Genomic DNA, 14,201 nt, shown 5'->3' on the forward strand with positions numbered 1-14,201 from the left:
ACACGCGACCAAGCCCGGCACATGAGTCAACAGGTTGGGGAACAGGTGCCAGCGCCGGTGCCGCCGGACGATCCCGACGCCTGGTACGCGCCCGACGTGTGCGACCAGCGGGAGGTGCATCCCGGCGTGGTCGCGACGATCCGCGAACGCCCGGACGGGTTCGCCTACGAGGTCCGGGAACCGAGCATGACACCCGCCGAGCGCGGCGACTTCGACCGCGTGCGCGACCACTTCGCGGACGCCGGCTTCGCCCGCCCGCTCACCCGCGAGGGTGCCATCGAACGGATGGCCGATGGGTTCGCGCCGAAGTCCCGGCGCGTGATCGGCCGGCTGACCGACTGCACGCCCGCCGGTCGCCGTCGACTGGACTACCACACGCTCGCCGAGTTGCGCTGCCTGGAGGAACTCACGCCATACGCGCTGGACGAGCGCATCGACGTGGCCGACGCCGCCGAGGACCGACTGGTCGTCCACACCGAGGACTACGCGCCCGCGATCACGGAGTTACCGGCCGATCCCGACCACCTCGAACGGTTCGCCAGCGACCGGCTCGAACGCCACACCGTCACTTTCCACGGCTTCGAGATTCCCGTCGTCATCTACCGGGAGAACGTACTGGGCAACGATCCGTTCACCACCAAGTACGCCGTGCAGGAACCCGACCTCCTGCCGGGCGACGAACAACTCATCGAGGACTGCAAAGAGCGCATCTGGGAGACCAGCACCGACGGCCTCGTCGAGGACGCCGCCGCGTTCGTCGACGAGCGCGCCCGCGAACTCCTCTCCCGACAGCTGACTGCCCGGAACACCCGCGCGTGGTTCGACGCCCTCTCCTACCGGGTCCGCACAGCGCTGGCCGAGTACGACCTGGCCGTGCCGCCCGTCGACCGCCGGTTCGCCGACGACCGCCTCTCCGATCTGGTCTACTACGTCCTCCGGGACTACGTGGGCCACGGGAAACTGACCATCCCGATCCGCGATCCGACACTCGAAGATATCGAGGCCAACAGAGTGGGTGAGCGGGTGAAGGTCGTTCCACGCACGGACGTAGGTCACAACGAGCGCATCCCGACCAACCTGACCTTCGAGGACGAGAAGACGTTCGTCAACGTCGTCACCCAGCTGGCCGCGGCCGACGGGACGGAGCTGAACGCCAGCACGCCCAGCGCGAAGGTGAACCTCCAGCCCGACGGCGTCGACGAGACCATTCGGTGTGCCGTCGCGCTCCCGACGATCAGCGAGGACGGCCCCCACATCTCGATTCGCAAGCAGGCCCCCGACGTGCTGACGCCCGTCGACCTGCTCCAGCGGGACAGCGTCTCCACGGAACTGGTCGCCCTGCTGTGGTTGCTGTACGAACACCGCGGCGTCGTCCTCTTTTCCGGCCCGACCGGCGTGGGGAAGACGACGCTGATGAACGCCCACATGCCCTTCGTCCGGTACGACGACCGGCCGATCAGCATCGACGAGGGGTCCCGGGAGGTCCAGTTGCCCCACGAGACCGGCGTCTCGCTCACTACCCGCGACCACGAGAGCGACTACAAGCGCGTCACGATGTCGGACCTCATGACCGAGGCCAACTACCTCAATCCCGACATCGAGATGATCGCCGAGATCAACACGCCGGCCTCCTTCGAGACGTTCGCCGAGAGCCTCAACACGGGGCACGGTATCATCGGGACGACACACGCCGAGGACGTGCGGACGCTGGTCAACCGGATCGTCGAGCAGGGACTCCCGCCGTACCTGCTGAAGGAACTCGATCTGGTCGTGTTCCCCCGCCACATCGACGGCGACCGCTACGTCGGCCGGGTCGTCGAACTGCTGGACGAGTCCGCGTTCCGCGAACTCGACCGGGAGGCCGACGCCTGTGGCACGATCCGCAAGGACGGGACGACGATCTACTACAACACCGTCGTCGAGCGCGGTCACGACGGCGAGTTCCGACTGGCCTACGACCACCCGCAACTGGGCGACGACGAGCGGTCGATGGAGACGCGCGTGTTCGACCGCCTCGCCGAGCGAACCGACAGACCAGTCGGCGCCGTCGAGGACGAGTTCCATCGGAAGCACCGGTACGTGGAGTACCTCGAACGCGAAGGGGTCACCGACTTCGAGGCGCTATTCGAGTTCCTCGCGGACCTGCGGACCGACGAGGCGGCGACGGTCGAGCGGGCGAGCCAGTCGCTCGCCGACCGCGACGGCGGTGCCAGCTACGAACCGGACATCGAGATGGAACTCGGAGGGACCGATGGCGACGACTGACCGGGACGCCGTGAGTCCGGCCACCGGGACCCGCTCGCTGTCCGTCCTCGACCGTGGCCTGTACGCGCTGTTCTCCCGCCACGCCGACCGGTCGCGACACGAACGCGACCGCAAACGGTACCGGGCCGCGAACCTCCCGACCGGGTTCGACGTGTACCTCGCGCGGGTCTACGGCGTCTCCTGGGTCGTGTTGGCCGCACTCACGGTGCTGACCGGGACGGTCACGGCCGCCCTGCCGCCGGCGCTGGTCGACGGGATCGTCGGCTTCCTGGGGTCGGGGCTGCCGGTCGTCAACCGGATCGGCCTGCCCGCGATTCCCCGGCCGTACGTCGCGCTCGGCGTCGGGCTGGCGACGGGGCTGGTCGGCAAGCGACTCGCCGTCCGGACCGGCGGGCTCTACCTCAGGTGGGTCGCCAGCGCACGCCGGTCGAGCATCGAGCGCACCCTGCCGGGCGCGGTCCGCTACCTGCGGGTCCTCGCGACGGGGAGTAGCGACCAGCGCACGATGCTGCGGACCGTCGCCGATCAGGACGCCTACGGCGAGACGGCGGTCGCCTTCAGGACCGCGCTGAACAAGGCCGAGTTGACCGGCAGCGTCGACGAGGGTCTGGAGATGGTCGCTCGCGACACCCCCTCCACGGACCTGCTCGCGCCCTTCCTGCTGAAGTTCCGCGAACACGCCAACCAGGGCGGGGACGCGCTGGCGAACTACCTCCAGCTGGAGGGCCGGATGCTCTCGAACCGGGAGGCACGCGCCCGCGAGCGCACCAGCGGCTTCCTCGAACTCCTCTCCGAGCTGTTCGTCGTCTTGCTCGTCCTCCCCGCGCTGTTCGTCCTCATCCTGACGGTGATGAGCGTCCTCGCGCCCGGGCTGTCCGAACCGGTCGCGACGCCCGTCGGACCGGTGGCGACCAGGACGATCCTCGTCTACGGAAGCGGTGCGTTCGTCCTCGCGGTCGGTGCCGGCTCGGCACTGCTCGTGGAATCGCTCCGGCCGGCCGAACACTCGACGAGCCGGTACGACCTGCCCGACGGAGTCCTCGCCCTGCTGGAGAGCGTGCCGTCGAACCCCGCCAGCGCGGCCGTCGTGACCGCCCCACTGGCCGGCGCAATCGCCGTCCTGCTGTGGACCTGGAGCTATCGGCCCCTGAACGCCATCCTCCTCGGATACGTGGCGTTCGGCCTGCCGGTAGGGATCGTCGCCGTTCGGCGGGCGCGCATCGACGACGCGAAGGATCGGGAGATCAAGGACTTCGTCCACGCCGTCTCGGGGCACGTCAGCCTCGGCCGACCGTTCCCCGACGCCGTCGAGCGGGTCGCCCGCGAAGTCGACCTCGGCGCGCTCCAGAACGACGTGGACGACCTGGCGTTCACGATGAACCTGACGACCGGTGGCGACCGAAACGGGGACAGGACCGACGTGCAGGCGGCCGCACTCGCAAGATTCGTCGAGCAGGTCGGGACGCCGATGGCCGAACAGACTATCGGGCTCGTGACCGGGGCACTCGACGCGGGCAGCGACTCCGAGGACGTGTTCGAGACGCTCCAGACCGAGATTGGGCGCCTCTACCACGCCCGCAAGCAGTTGCGCTCCTCACTGCTGGTGTACGTCGCGGTCGGCTGGACGACGGCCCTCCTGGTCGTGGCGATCATGGTCGCAGTCAACGGCTACGTCCTCGACGGGTTCACCCAGCTCTCCTCGGTCGCCGGGTCGAGTGCAGGGCTGGCGATCAGTCCGGACGCCATCGACCCGGCGCGGGACCGCTGGCGGTTCTACGTCGTCACGCAGGCGACGATGCTGGCGTGTGGCTGGTTCGCCGGCACCGCCTCGCGCGGTCGCTACGAGGCCCTGCTCCACTCGGCGGCGCTTGTCGGCGTCGCCTACGTCGTCTTCACGGGGGCGGGGATGGTATGACCCGCGCCCAGTCGAACGTCGTCGGCGTCGCGCTCCTGCTCGGCATCGCCGTCATCTCGATGGCCGCGCTCACCGCCGCCGTCGGGGCGCTGGTCCAGCACAACGCGGCCAGCGCCGACGCCACTCGGGTGGCGACCGCACTCGACGACGCACTCGAACCCGTCGAGACGACCGGCCAGCACAGCGACACCGTCCGGTTCACCAGCGGCCACCTCTCGACTGTCGACCGCGAGATCAGAGTCCTCGACGCCTCGGGCGTCCGCGCCACCGTCGAAGTCGGCGGACTCGTCTTCGAGGCCGGAGATCACCGCGTTTCCTACGTGGGCGACGCTATCGTCCGTCGATCAGGGGGAAGCGCGTGGCTCCACGACGGGCCACCGATCACCGCCACAGCCCGTGGCGACGTGTTCGTCGCGAGCGTCGCGCGGCTCAACGCGAGCGGCGGTGGCGTCGGCGGCACCGGGGAGACCACGGCCACCGTTCGCACCCGCGTCAGGCACAACCGGACGGCGCTCGGGACGGGGACCTTCGGCGTCGCCATCGAGACGGCCACGCCGGGACCGCTCGAACGCTGGTTCCGCGAGCGCGGCGCGACGGTCTCCCGCCGGGACTTCGACGGTGACGGAACGGAGAGCGTGATCGGGCGCTTCCCGGGGAGCCGGACGGGATATCTCGTCGTCCACGACATGCACGCGGAGGTGAACGGCGGATGATCGAAACGTTTCGACAGGACGACAGAGCCTTCAGCACCGTCGTCGAGAAGATACTGGCCATCGGGCTTGTGACGCTGTTCGTCAGCCTCGTCTCGGTCACCGTCTACGGCGGTGTCGTCCCCGACGCCCGGACGGCCGCGGGCGAACAGCTGAGCGAGCGAACGCTTGCGACGGCCGCCGAGCGAGTCCAGCAGGCCGTCCCGCCGAACGCGACAGCGGCGGACGTACGGGTGCGGGTCGACCTGCCACCGACGATTCGGGGCGCAGGCTACGAGATCCGCGCCGAGAACCGATCACTCGTCCTCGACCACCCGCGGGACCGGCTCGACGAACGGGCGCGACTCGCGCTTCCCGAGTCGGTCGTCCGGGTCGAAGGACGCTGGGGCAGCGGCGAGACGACGGTCGTCCGCGTTCGTCGCGTGGACGCGGGGCTGGTCGTTCGACTGGAAACGGGGGTGCCATGAGGGCCCAGACGAACCTCCCGGCGCTCGCCGTCGCCCTGCTGGTGTTGACGACGACCGCCGGGCTCGGGATGGCGCTGGCCGACGGCGCGTTCGCCAGCGCCAAGCGCGACGCCGGTGAACGACGGGTCGCAATCGCGCTGTCGGAGCGGCTGGTCGGTCCCACGGGACCGCTGACGACACGGGCGAGCGTCCTGAACGCGACGGCGGTGGGGAACCTCACTGCGGCACGGCTCCGGGCAGCGTATCCCGTCGTCGGTGACCGTGCCGTCCGCGTCCGGCTCGACGACCGCACGCTCGTCGAGACCGGGACGCCCGGCGGCGGCACGACGATTCGGCGGATCGTCCTCGTCCGGACGACCCAGACCCGGAGCTACGAGCCCGCTCTCGACATCGGGAACACGACGACGATCCCGCGCCGGACCGACCGCGTTCGCCTGACGCTCGATCCGCCACCGCGGACCGCTATTCACACCGTCCGTGCGAACGGCCGAGTCGTTCTCCACAACGCGTCGGGACTCCGTGGGACGTTCGCCGCCGATCTGTCCCGCTTCGAGACCACGCAGTTGGCGTTCTCGGCCAACCGGACCCTCTCGACCGGCGACGTGCGCGTGGCGTACTTCCCGGCCCGGGAGACGAAGGCGATCCTGGAGGTGACCGTGGATGCTCGGTGATCGCGGCCAGCTCTCGCTGTCGCTGATCGAGGTGGGCGTCGGCATCGTCTTCCTGCTGACAGTAGCGATGGGGTTCGCGCTGGGCGTCCCCCAGCCCGACACGCGGGAACCACAACTCGACGTGTACGCCGAGGACGCCGCGACCGTCCTGCGTGGCGAAGCGCCGCGCCACCAGGGGACGACGCGGCTCGCGGAGGTCGTCGCCACGGAGTCGAGTTTCGAGCGGGAGCGAGCGGCGCTGGACCGCCGGGTCGAGCGCATCCTCCCGGACAACCTCATGTACCGCGTCGAGACGCCACACGGAGCGGTCGGGTTCGAGAAACCCGCCGGCGCTCCAGTGGGGCGGGCGACCGTCACGACGGTCAACGGCGGCGTGACAATCTGGGTGTGGTACGCGTGACTGGGATCGAACGCCCGACGGGACGACGGGACGGCGAGCGCGGCCAACTCGTCCTCGCCGCGGCCGCGGTCCTCGCGGTCGCGCTCGCGCCGGTCGTCCTCGCGTATCTCCAGCTCGGCTACCACGCCGACGTGGCGGCCAGCACGGAGTACGACGCCCCCGTCGCGAACGCCGAGCGACTGCTGGAGCGGGCCGTCCACGAGGTCGGGACGAACGCGACCGGACGATCATGGAGCGAGCGCGACGAGACCGTTCGGAGGGTTCGGGACCGACTCGATCCACACCTGTCGACGCTCGCGACCGCCCGAATCGAGTCCGGGACGGCCTACGCGACCTCGTACAACCAGTCGGCTGCCGAGGACTGGGCGACCAACCGCTGTCCGGGCGGCCCGAATCGGGATTTCGGCGACTGCGTGGCCGAAGATGGCGTCGTGGTGCAGGAACGCGTCGGCAAGACACACGTCCTCGCGGTCGCGCTCGACGTGACGGTGACGACCGAGCGCGGCGAGCGACGGGTGACGCTGGTCGTCGAATCCGGGTAGCCGTGCGTCGGTGACCGTGGCGGCACGGCCGGGACGATTAATTCGGTTCGGATCGAACGTCGGAGGGGGCAACGGAGGCACACCCATGACCGACCAGCCCGAGACTTCAGCGACCGCGGATCGTACGTTCACCGACCCGGAGTTCGCGACGCTCGCGCTGACCGTCGACGGCGACGACGCACTCGATGAAATCCACGACGCCGTGAAGGGACTCCACGCGACGGCGACACCCGTCGGCACCAAGATCAGGACGACCGGCGGCGCGCTCGTCGCCGTCGTCCACACACCACAGGCCGCGGCCGACGATGTCGAGTCGATCCTGCACTACCGGACGGAACCCGCGACCGCACTCGCGACCAGGAAGGCCAGGACGCTCCGTCGACGACTCGAATCCGACGAGGCGGCGACGGATGCTGACGCCGTGACGGCCGAGTGATCCATCCGTCGGTCACTCGACACGGCGAGACCGCGAACCCCGCGACAGTATTTCCACGTCGTCCGGCCGACTTACTGCAGATCGTGGTCGACACGCCCCCAGGCGTGCATCCCGTTTCGGACGGACTTCGCCTCGAAACCGTGCGCCCGGAGGAACTCGGCGGCCCGGGCGGACGTGACGCCGGCCTTGCAGACGACCGCGATCTCCTCGTTCTCGGGGAGTTCGTCGAGATGGTCCTCCAGCCCCGAGTAGTCGTACTGGAGTAGATCCTCGTAGACGGGAACGTTCGTACTCTCGGGGATCCGCCGCCGTGCGTAGTCACGCTCCTTGCGAACGTCCAAGACGAACAGATCCGTGGCGTCGTCCGTCCCGAGCCGACGTGCGACTTCGGCAGCCTCGATGTCGGTATTGCTCATCTCGTCCAATACCAAAGGAGAGTTCGTGCTTAAATATGTTGAAACCGAAACGAGCTACAGGAGTCGATTGCCCCAGACATCCGGTTCGAGGTTCGCTTCGAGGCTGCCGATACGACCAGGAGTTCGGGACGGGCTCGAACCGGCGGAACCCGGCAATTATTTCACGACACGTACACAACTACAGCCACATGGGACACCACACGTTCGACGCGGGGAAAGCGGCGAAACTCGAAGACGCCGCGGCGCGCTATCGCTCGGTCTCCCGCGAGGAACTCCTCTGGGGACTCGACCTGACGGGGACGGAGACGGTGGTCGACCTCGGGAGCGGGACCGGCTTCTACACCGACGATGTCGCGCCCCACGCCGACCGTGTGTACGCGGTCGACATCCAGGACGCGATGCACGACCACTACCGGGAGAAGGGCGTGCCGGCGAACGTCGACCTCGTCACCTCCGGAATCGAGGACTTGCCGTTCGACGGCGGCGAACTCGACGCGGCCGTCTCGACGATGACATACCACGAGTTCGCCACGGACGACGCGCTCGCAGAAATCCGGCGGGTTCTCGCGTCCGGTGGGCCCCTCGTCGTGGCCGACTGGTCGGCCGACGGGACTGGCGAGGACGGCCCGCCGCTGGCCGAGCGGTTCACCGCGGACGAAGCGGCCACGGCGCTCGAAGACGCCGGGTTCGAGATCGAGTTCCGGGCGACGCGACCGGAGACCTTCCTCGTCGTCGCCACGAGACGGTGAGCGAGCGCCACGGTGTGACCAGCCGGACAAACACTATCCTGCTGGCAGACCCACATCACGGGTGATGCCTACCGCCCCGTCGCTGGCGCACTGGCAGACGTGGAGTAACGTTGGGGCCGTGTCGGTGTTCGTCTTCGTCCTGTCGCTGTACACGCGGGACCTCCTGGTCGGCCCGCTCGAATCGGTCGGCATCCCGTTCGGTCTGTTCAGCGGTTTCTTCCTCGGCCTCGCCGTCCTCTCGGTGTTTCAGTTTCTGTTCCACCTGACCGGGGAGGACATCGCCGACGAGCAATGACCGCCGACCACTGCTGTCGCGCTCAGATCTCGACGACCCAGGCCCGGTAGTCCTCGTCGCGGCCGTAGACCGACTGGAACACGCGGTCGAAGAAGGCCCCCAGCCGGTCCGGGTCGGTGCGAGCCGTGATCCGGACGTTCGTGCCGTGGGCGTCGTCCGGACTCGTCAGTTCGTCGATCCGGAACTCGGGGAACTCGTCGAGGAGATCCGTCAGTCGCTCCAGTTCCGCGTCCGTACAGTCGAGGTTCACGGTGGCCTCGGCGAGTTGGATCCAGGGGATCGTATGTTCCGGCGCGTCCTCGGGCAGGTCCTCCTCGTCGGCCGCTTCCTCGGCTGGCGTCGGCTCCGGTTCGATAGTGATGAAGGGGCTGCCACGCTCGCGGTGTGCCTCGACGGCGTCGGCGAACAGGTCGCGTCGCTGGTCAGGGGTGTCGGCGTCGAACCGTGTCACGGATCGTCGTTCGTCGGCCAGCGGCAAAAGTGCAGGCGGCCGACCTATTCCACCACGTACGATTGGTGGTCGCCCCGCGTCTGCACGTCGACGAACTGGTGGCGGGTCGCGTCGCCGACCGCGCCGGCGAAGGAGGCGTCGCGCTCGCCGGTGTCGTACACGTCGTTGGCCCCGTACAGGTCGTGTTCGTGCAGGCGCTCGCGGATTTCCTCGGGGACGCCGGCGTCGGTCGTCAGGTCCACGACGAACAGGCGGTCGGTGAAACTCTTCGCGAGCCAGGCGTCCGCGACCACCTCGCGCTCGCGGAGGTCGGCTGCTAGCTGGCGCAACTCCGCGGTTCGGTCCATCGACCACTCGTTCGCTCTCGTCGACGAAAGGGGCCGTCCCGAACATGTCGGCCGAACCCGTTCGCCACAGCACACATCCGGACGGGACGGTTCCCGATGGGTATGCCCCCGCTCGCACGACTGGGCGCCCGCCCCGCCGTCGCCTTGGGCACGGTCGGTCTGGCCCTCGGGGTCGCCGTCGGCGGGATCGAAGGCGCCGCTCTCGGTGGATTGATCGGCTTTTTCCTCGGGAAGTCGCTCCGGAGCGCCGCGCGTACCTTCGCCGCGGGGCGGTGAGAGAACACGTTCGGGGAAACCGCCTGGGGAGGTGAACGGAAACTGACGGGTGTATGCCGGAAACGCGACTCGACCTGCGAGACGTGCCGCCACCGGAGCGCCACCCGAAGATATTCGAAGCCTTCGAGCAACTGGACAGCGGCGAGCGGCTGACGCTCGTCAACGACCACGAACCGACGCCGCTGTACCACCAGATGGCCGCCGAAGTCGAATCGTTCGACGCCGAGGCCTACACCGTCGACAGGGTGGGGCCGAACGAGTTCGTCGCGACGCTGCCGAAAAAGTAAGCCGTCCGATCAGTGGTACCGAGCCACGATCGGACGCGAAGATATTCGCGACAATCCCCATGGAGATATCGGGGGAAGGCCGCCGTAACATGGCGATACCGTCGTGGACGAGCGTCGCACTGATGGGTGTACTGCTGATCGGAACGGTGGCGTGGCTGAGCCGGCTGGAGGACTGGCGGTCGTACTCGCCCGTCGGATCGGGTGACGGCGACGGCCTGTTCGGGAAATCGGGCTACGGCCACCGCGAGAAACCGGGCGGGATCGTCCGGTGGCTCACCACCGTCGACCACAAGGACATCGGGCTCATGTACGGGGCCTTCGCCGTCCTATCCTTCGCCTGGGGCGGCATCGCGGTCCTGCTGATGCGCGTCGAGTTGCTCGGCCCGACCGCCGACGTCATGGACCCGGCGCTGTACAACGCCTTCCTCACCAGCCACGGGATCACCATGCTGTTCCTGTTCGGGACGCCCATGCTGGCGGCGTTCTCGAACTACCTGATCCCGATTCTGATCGGGGCCGACGACATGGCCTTCCCCCGGATCAACGCCATCGCGTTCTGGCTGCTCCCGCCCGGTGCCCTTCTCATCTGGGGCGGTTTCTTCCTCCCGAGCATCGACCCGGCACAGACCGCCTGGACGATGTACACGCCGCTGTCCATCGAACAGACGAACCCCGGCGTCGACCTGATGATGCTCGGCCTGCACCTGACCGGGGTCTCGGCGACCATGGGTGCGATCAACTTCGTCGCGACCATCGTCACCGAGCGCGGCGAGGAGGTGTCCTGGGCGAACCTCGATATCTTCTCCTGGACCGTCCTCGTCCAGTCCGCCCAGATCCTCTTTGCCTTCCCGTTGCTGGGGTCGGCGCTGATCATGCTCCTGCTCGACCGGAACTTCGGGACGACGTTTTTCGCCATCGAGGGCGGCGGGACGATGCTGTGGCAACACCTGTTCTGGTTCTTCGGCCACCCCGAAGTGTACATCCTCGTGCTCCCGCCGATGGGGCTGGTGAGCTACATCCTGCCGAAGTTCACCGGGCGGAAGCTCTTTGGTTTCAAGTTCGTCGTCTACTCGACGCTCGCGCTCGGTGTACTCTCGTTCGGCGTCTGGGCCCACCACATGTTCGCGACCGGGATGGACCCGCGACTGCGGGCCTCGTTCATGGCCGTCTCCATCGCCATCGCGATCCCGAGCGCGGTGAAGACGTTCAACTGGATCGCGACGATGTGGAACGGGAGCCTCCGGCTGACCGCCCCGTTCCTGTTCTGTGTCGGATTCGTGTTCAACTTCATCATCGGCGGCGTCACCGGCGTCTTCGAGGCCTCGATCCCCATCGACATGATCCTCCACGACACGTACCACGTCGTCGCGCACTTCCACTACGTCATCATGGGAGCCATCGCGTTCGCGGTGTTCGCCGGTATCTACTACTGGTTCCCGCTGGTGACCGGGCGGCTCTACCAGCGGACGCTGGCGAAGTGGCACTTCTGGCTCACCCTGATCGGCACGAACCTCACGTTCTTCCCGATGGTGATCCTCGGGTACGCGGGCATGCCGCGGCGGTACGCGACCTACGACGTGGGGATCGGCCCGATCGACCTGTTCACCGCGCTCCACCAGGCCGCGACGGTCGGGGCGTTCGTCCTCGCGGTCGGCCAGCTGATCTTCCTCTGGAACATCGTCCAGTCGTGGCTCGAAGGCCCGCGGGTGACCGACGGCGACCCCTGGGACCTCGAAGCGACGGGCCAGAAGAGCCGCGAGTGGAAGTGGTTCGGCCGCGACGGCCTCCCCGCCGTGGCCGACGGCGGTGAGCCGGACGCCTCGACACCCGCCGCCGGTCAGAATCACACGGACGACGACAGCCCCGGAGAGTAGTCCCACACCAATCCACATCGAGCCTTCCAGCAGTTATTCCGGAAACGAGAATTCGGGACCACCGTCTGCCTCGTTGCCGAACTCGAAGTCCGGGAGTTCATCGGCCTCGTTCCCGAAGTCGAACTCCGGCCCCTCGTCTGCCTCGTTGCCGAACTCGAAGTCCGGGAGTTCATCGGCCTCGTTCCCGAAGTCGAACTCGGGCTGTTCCCCGTCCTCGAAGCCGAATTCGAGGTGCTCGTCGTCGTCTTCGAACTCGAACTCCGGGCGTTCGTCGTCTTCGTCGGTGTCGTCGTCGTGTCCGTCGCCGTCGTCGGTGCAGTCGACGCGAGCCACGCGGTCGCCGTCGTGGAACACCCAGACCCCGGCCGGCGGGTCGTCGAGATCCGACGCGCGGATCGTGTACTCGATAGCGACGTGGTGGTCGGTGCAGTCGCCGGCGTCCTCGACGGTCTCGATCCGGAACTGGAGGTCACCGTCCTCCCGGCCGTAATCGACGAGTTCCGCGGTGAGACAGGACTCGTCGCCGACGATCCGGCCCTCGACGGTAGTGGGCGTCCCACAGTCGACGTCGGCTGACTCGTCGTCCTCGCCGACCTCGCGATCGTCGACGTGGAACGACACGTCGAAGCCACCGGCCAGCGCGGTCCCTGTCACGCCGTTCACGACCCCGAGCGAAAGCGCACCGGCAGCCGCGTGCCGGAGCAGCGTTCTCCGTTGCATCGGTGCGCGGGCCCGTTCGACGATCCCCCGTATGAACCTGGCTCTCACGGGCAAGCAAGGGGCCGCGACTCGCCAGCGAGGACACACCACCGGTAGCTACCCTGTGGGTACGCCGGTGTCGTCCGGAGCCGACCGGATCGGAAACGGGAGCGAGCGGATGCAGTCGGGAACAACTGCGCGGACGGGTGTGACCGGTCGCCAGCCAGGTCGCGGCGAGCGGGAACCGGTCGGAACGCGTCCGGCGCACACGGTCGGGCCACTCGGACCCGATACCATCGATCTGAACACACCATATGAAATGGACAAAATAGCCATCAGTGAACGACACGTATCGTTCGATACCAGTGATAAGCAAGCGATCGTTCCTCGGTGGCGTCGCGACGGGGATAGTCTCGCTCTCGGCCGGGTGTTTCGCCTCGGAGACGAGCGGTCTCGGCGCAACGGACGTGATCATTCACAACGAAGCGACCGAGCAGCGAACGATCGAGATTCGCGTCGTCGACCGCGCCGACGAGACGACGGCGATCGAGAGCAGCGTCAAGATGAGCCCGCACACGCGTCACCGGTTCAACAATCAGGTGACGGAGCAAAGCGACTATCGCGTCCGGATTCAGGTCACCGAGGGAACCAGCGAGATGTACGGGACGGACAAGACACGGATGTGGACCGATGCCGACACACCGCTCCACGTCATCGTCCACGAACGGATCGTGTTTGCGGTCCAGATCAACGCCGAATGAGGTATCGGCGACGGGGATTCGGACGAATACGCACCGAACTCGAATTCGGGCGGGGCCAGTTCCTGGAACCCAGTGCAAATCAGCGATAGTAATGTTCTGAGAGAGGGTGTTCACGTCCGGCAGTTTCACTTTCACTCCGCGTGGCTCGGGTACATAATCCTCCAGTGAGTACCCTGTAGTAGAGGGCGACCAGCCCTCCCCTGTCACACGCTCCTTTCGATGTCACGACCCGCCACCCACGAGTCCCTCGGCAACTGCCCCCGCTGTGGCACGTCGATCCCGTCGCGCAACCTGCTCATCCGGTACGAGCGGGGCGACGGACACGCGCGGTACGCGGCGTGTCCGGACTGCGAGACGCCGGTCCGGCCGACCTGAGCGGCTCACTGGCCCGTCGGGCGACCGAAACGACGGGGACGTTCATATCGGGGGCCGTCCTACTAGCGAGTAGCCGTGAGTTCACCCGCACATCGGTGTGGCGGTTGCGGTGCACTGCTCCAGTCCGTCGACGAACTCGACCGGCAGGACGGGACAGCCGGCCGGTCGTGGTCCTGTACGTACTGTGGAACGTCGGTCCCGGGTATCGTCGGGGAGAAACTCAGCCACCGACGTGACGGCTCCGCGACCGACCGCCGGTCCTGAC

At 67.8% G+C, this 14,201-nt stretch carries 19 protein-coding genes and 1 pseudogene; 16 read left to right on the forward strand and 4 right to left on the reverse strand.

All coding sequences use genetic code 11. The features are described from left to right. Window positions 1-21: 21 nt before the first annotated feature. From ACOZ4N_RS10955 to ACOZ4N_RS10990, 8 genes are all read left to right on the forward strand, one after another. Window positions 22-2,265, forward strand: coding sequence for a type II/IV secretion system ATPase subunit (locus tag ACOZ4N_RS10955; RefSeq protein WP_424016422.1), 2,244 nt, complete (start codon window positions 22-24; stop codon window positions 2,263-2,265). Then, entirely contained in the window at window positions 2,252-4,180 is a 1,929-nt protein-coding gene (locus tag ACOZ4N_RS10960) for a type II secretion system F family protein (protein WP_424016423.1), read from the forward strand. The genes ACOZ4N_RS10955 and ACOZ4N_RS10960 overlap by 14 nt, the downstream gene beginning before the upstream one ends. Next, window positions 4,177-4,893 (forward strand): DUF7289 family protein, encoded by a 717-nt coding sequence (locus ACOZ4N_RS10965; RefSeq protein ID WP_424016424.1) that lies wholly within the window; start codon window positions 4,177-4,179, stop codon window positions 4,891-4,893. The genes ACOZ4N_RS10960 and ACOZ4N_RS10965 overlap by 4 nt, the downstream gene beginning before the upstream one ends. Beyond that, window positions 4,890-5,357: a DUF7266 family protein gene (locus ACOZ4N_RS10970; protein WP_424016425.1), complete on the forward strand. Its 468-nt coding sequence runs from the start codon at window positions 4,890-4,892 to the stop codon at window positions 5,355-5,357. The genes ACOZ4N_RS10965 and ACOZ4N_RS10970 overlap by 4 nt, the downstream gene beginning before the upstream one ends. Next, window positions 5,354-6,028, forward strand: a complete 675-nt coding sequence (locus ACOZ4N_RS10975) for a DUF7263 family protein (RefSeq protein WP_424016426.1) — start codon at window positions 5,354-5,356, stop codon at window positions 6,026-6,028. The genes ACOZ4N_RS10970 and ACOZ4N_RS10975 overlap by 4 nt, the downstream gene beginning before the upstream one ends. After that, a complete protein-coding gene (locus tag ACOZ4N_RS10980) occupies window positions 6,018-6,428 on the forward strand; it encodes a DUF7262 family protein (RefSeq protein ID WP_424016427.1) in 411 nt (136 codons plus the stop codon). The genes ACOZ4N_RS10975 and ACOZ4N_RS10980 overlap by 11 nt, the downstream gene beginning before the upstream one ends. Beyond that, window positions 6,425-6,970, forward strand: a complete 546-nt coding sequence (locus ACOZ4N_RS10985) for a DUF7261 family protein (protein ID WP_424016428.1) — start codon at window positions 6,425-6,427, stop codon at window positions 6,968-6,970. The genes ACOZ4N_RS10980 and ACOZ4N_RS10985 overlap by 4 nt, the downstream gene beginning before the upstream one ends. A gap of 85 nt (window positions 6,971-7,055) precedes the next feature. After that, a complete protein-coding gene (locus ACOZ4N_RS10990) occupies window positions 7,056-7,406 on the forward strand; it encodes a hypothetical protein (protein ID WP_424016429.1) in 351 nt (116 codons plus the stop codon). A gap of 89 nt (window positions 7,407-7,495) precedes the next feature. On the opposite strand, the pseudogene ACOZ4N_RS10995 reads toward ACOZ4N_RS10990, so the two are convergent. Next, window positions 7,496-7,822, reverse strand: a pseudogene (locus tag ACOZ4N_RS10995) (rhodanese-like domain-containing protein); the annotation flags it as partial. A gap of 188 nt (window positions 7,823-8,010) precedes the next feature. On the opposite strand from ACOZ4N_RS10995, the gene ACOZ4N_RS11000 reads away from it, so the two are divergent. Together ACOZ4N_RS11000 and ACOZ4N_RS11005 are read left to right on the forward strand one after the other, a co-directional pair. Continuing rightward, complete coding sequence (locus tag ACOZ4N_RS11000; RefSeq protein ID WP_424016430.1) at window positions 8,011-8,571, forward strand: class I SAM-dependent methyltransferase; 561 nt, start codon at window positions 8,011-8,013, stop codon at window positions 8,569-8,571. A gap of 64 nt (window positions 8,572-8,635) precedes the next feature. Beyond that, on the forward strand, window positions 8,636-8,866 hold the full coding sequence (locus ACOZ4N_RS11005) for a hypothetical protein (protein WP_424016431.1): 231 nt from the start codon (window positions 8,636-8,638) through the stop codon (window positions 8,864-8,866). Window positions 8,867-8,888: 22 nt separating this feature from the next. Here ACOZ4N_RS11005 and ACOZ4N_RS11010 read toward each other — a convergent pair whose 3' ends face one another. After that, complete coding sequence (locus tag ACOZ4N_RS11010) at window positions 8,889-9,317, reverse strand: hypothetical protein (protein ID WP_424016432.1); 429 nt, start codon at window positions 9,315-9,317, stop codon at window positions 8,889-8,891. 44 nt (window positions 9,318-9,361) lie between these two features. After that, complete coding sequence (locus ACOZ4N_RS11015) at window positions 9,362-9,664, reverse strand: hypothetical protein (RefSeq protein WP_424016433.1); 303 nt, start codon at window positions 9,662-9,664, stop codon at window positions 9,362-9,364. 102 nt (window positions 9,665-9,766) lie between these two features. On the opposite strand from ACOZ4N_RS11015, the gene ACOZ4N_RS11020 reads away from it, so the two are divergent. From ACOZ4N_RS11020 to ACOZ4N_RS11030, 3 genes are all read left to right on the forward strand, one after another. After that, complete coding sequence (locus ACOZ4N_RS11020) at window positions 9,767-9,940, forward strand: hypothetical protein (RefSeq protein WP_424016434.1); 174 nt, start codon at window positions 9,767-9,769, stop codon at window positions 9,938-9,940. Between the two features lie 53 nt (window positions 9,941-9,993). Then, window positions 9,994-10,227 carry a DUF2249 domain-containing protein gene (locus ACOZ4N_RS11025; protein WP_424016435.1) on the forward strand — a complete coding sequence of 78 codons (234 nt, stop codon included), beginning with the start codon at window positions 9,994-9,996 and terminating at the stop codon, window positions 10,225-10,227. Between the two features lie 89 nt (window positions 10,228-10,316). Then, window positions 10,317-12,101: a cbb3-type cytochrome c oxidase subunit I gene (locus tag ACOZ4N_RS11030; protein ID WP_424016436.1), complete on the forward strand. Its 1,785-nt coding sequence runs from the start codon at window positions 10,317-10,319 to the stop codon at window positions 12,099-12,101. A 33-nt stretch (window positions 12,102-12,134) separates the two neighbouring features. Here ACOZ4N_RS11030 and ACOZ4N_RS11035 read toward each other — a convergent pair whose 3' ends face one another. Then, window positions 12,135-12,821, reverse strand: a complete 687-nt coding sequence (locus ACOZ4N_RS11035; protein WP_424016437.1) for a hypothetical protein — start codon at window positions 12,819-12,821, stop codon at window positions 12,135-12,137. 344 nt (window positions 12,822-13,165) lie between these two features. Here ACOZ4N_RS11035 and ACOZ4N_RS11040 point away from each other — a divergent pair, with 344 nt between their 5' ends. The 3 genes from ACOZ4N_RS11040 to ACOZ4N_RS11050 all read left to right on the forward strand — a co-directional run bounded on the left by ACOZ4N_RS11040 (window position 13,166) and on the right by ACOZ4N_RS11050 (window position 14,200). Then, on the forward strand, window positions 13,166-13,561 hold the full coding sequence (locus ACOZ4N_RS11040; protein ID WP_424016438.1) for a hypothetical protein: 396 nt from the start codon (window positions 13,166-13,168) through the stop codon (window positions 13,559-13,561). A gap of 219 nt (window positions 13,562-13,780) precedes the next feature. Next, on the forward strand, window positions 13,781-13,936 hold the full coding sequence (locus ACOZ4N_RS11045) for a hypothetical protein (protein WP_424016439.1): 156 nt from the start codon (window positions 13,781-13,783) through the stop codon (window positions 13,934-13,936). A gap of 75 nt (window positions 13,937-14,011) precedes the next feature. Further along, the gene (locus ACOZ4N_RS11050) at window positions 14,012-14,200 is read left to right on the forward strand and encodes a hypothetical protein (protein ID WP_092695791.1); all 189 of its coding nucleotides are present in this window, start codon (window positions 14,012-14,014) and stop codon (window positions 14,198-14,200) included. The last annotated feature ends 1 nt before the right edge of the window (window position 14,201 follow it).

The sequence above is a fragment of the Halorientalis pallida genome, from assembly GCF_049605515.1.
In the GTDB taxonomy this organism is placed as follows: Archaea; Halobacteriota; Halobacteria; order Halobacteriales; family Haloarculaceae; genus Halorientalis; species Halorientalis pallida_A.

What these genes read in the sequence shown, in the direction of transcription:
- ACOZ4N_RS11005 (WP_424016431.1), top strand. Translation starts at nt 8,636, where the DNA reads ATGCCTACCGCCCCGTCGCTGGCGCACTGGCAGACGTGGAGTAACGTT.
- ACOZ4N_RS11045 (WP_424016439.1), top strand. Translation starts at nt 13,781, where the DNA reads ATGTCACGACCCGCCACCCACGAGTCCCTCGGCAACTGCCCCCGCTGT.
- ACOZ4N_RS10980 (WP_424016427.1), top strand. Translation starts at nt 6,018, where the DNA reads ATGCTCGGTGATCGCGGCCAGCTCTCGCTGTCGCTGATCGAGGTGGGC.
- ACOZ4N_RS11035 (WP_424016437.1), bottom strand. Translation starts at nt 12,821, where the DNA reads ATGCAACGGAGAACGCTGCTCCGGCACGCGGCTGCCGGTGCGCTTTCG.
- ACOZ4N_RS11000 (WP_424016430.1), top strand. Translation starts at nt 8,011, where the DNA reads ATGGGACACCACACGTTCGACGCGGGGAAAGCGGCGAAACTCGAAGAC.
- ACOZ4N_RS11025 (WP_424016435.1), top strand. Translation starts at nt 9,994, where the DNA reads ATGCCGGAAACGCGACTCGACCTGCGAGACGTGCCGCCACCGGAGCGC.
- ACOZ4N_RS10970 (WP_424016425.1), top strand. Translation starts at nt 4,890, where the DNA reads ATGATCGAAACGTTTCGACAGGACGACAGAGCCTTCAGCACCGTCGTC.
- ACOZ4N_RS10955 (WP_424016422.1), top strand. Translation starts at nt 22, where the DNA reads ATGAGTCAACAGGTTGGGGAACAGGTGCCAGCGCCGGTGCCGCCGGAC.
- ACOZ4N_RS11030 (WP_424016436.1), top strand. Translation starts at nt 10,317, where the DNA reads ATGGCGATACCGTCGTGGACGAGCGTCGCACTGATGGGTGTACTGCTG.
- ACOZ4N_RS11020 (WP_424016434.1), top strand. Translation starts at nt 9,767, where the DNA reads ATGCCCCCGCTCGCACGACTGGGCGCCCGCCCCGCCGTCGCCTTGGGC.
- ACOZ4N_RS10960 (WP_424016423.1), top strand. Translation starts at nt 2,252, where the DNA reads ATGGCGACGACTGACCGGGACGCCGTGAGTCCGGCCACCGGGACCCGC.
- ACOZ4N_RS11015 (WP_424016433.1), bottom strand. Translation starts at nt 9,664, where the DNA reads ATGGACCGAACCGCGGAGTTGCGCCAGCTAGCAGCCGACCTCCGCGAG.
- ACOZ4N_RS10990 (WP_424016429.1), top strand. Translation starts at nt 7,056, where the DNA reads ATGACCGACCAGCCCGAGACTTCAGCGACCGCGGATCGTACGTTCACC.
- ACOZ4N_RS10965 (WP_424016424.1), top strand. Translation starts at nt 4,177, where the DNA reads ATGACCCGCGCCCAGTCGAACGTCGTCGGCGTCGCGCTCCTGCTCGGC.
- ACOZ4N_RS10975 (WP_424016426.1), top strand. Translation starts at nt 5,354, where the DNA reads ATGAGGGCCCAGACGAACCTCCCGGCGCTCGCCGTCGCCCTGCTGGTG.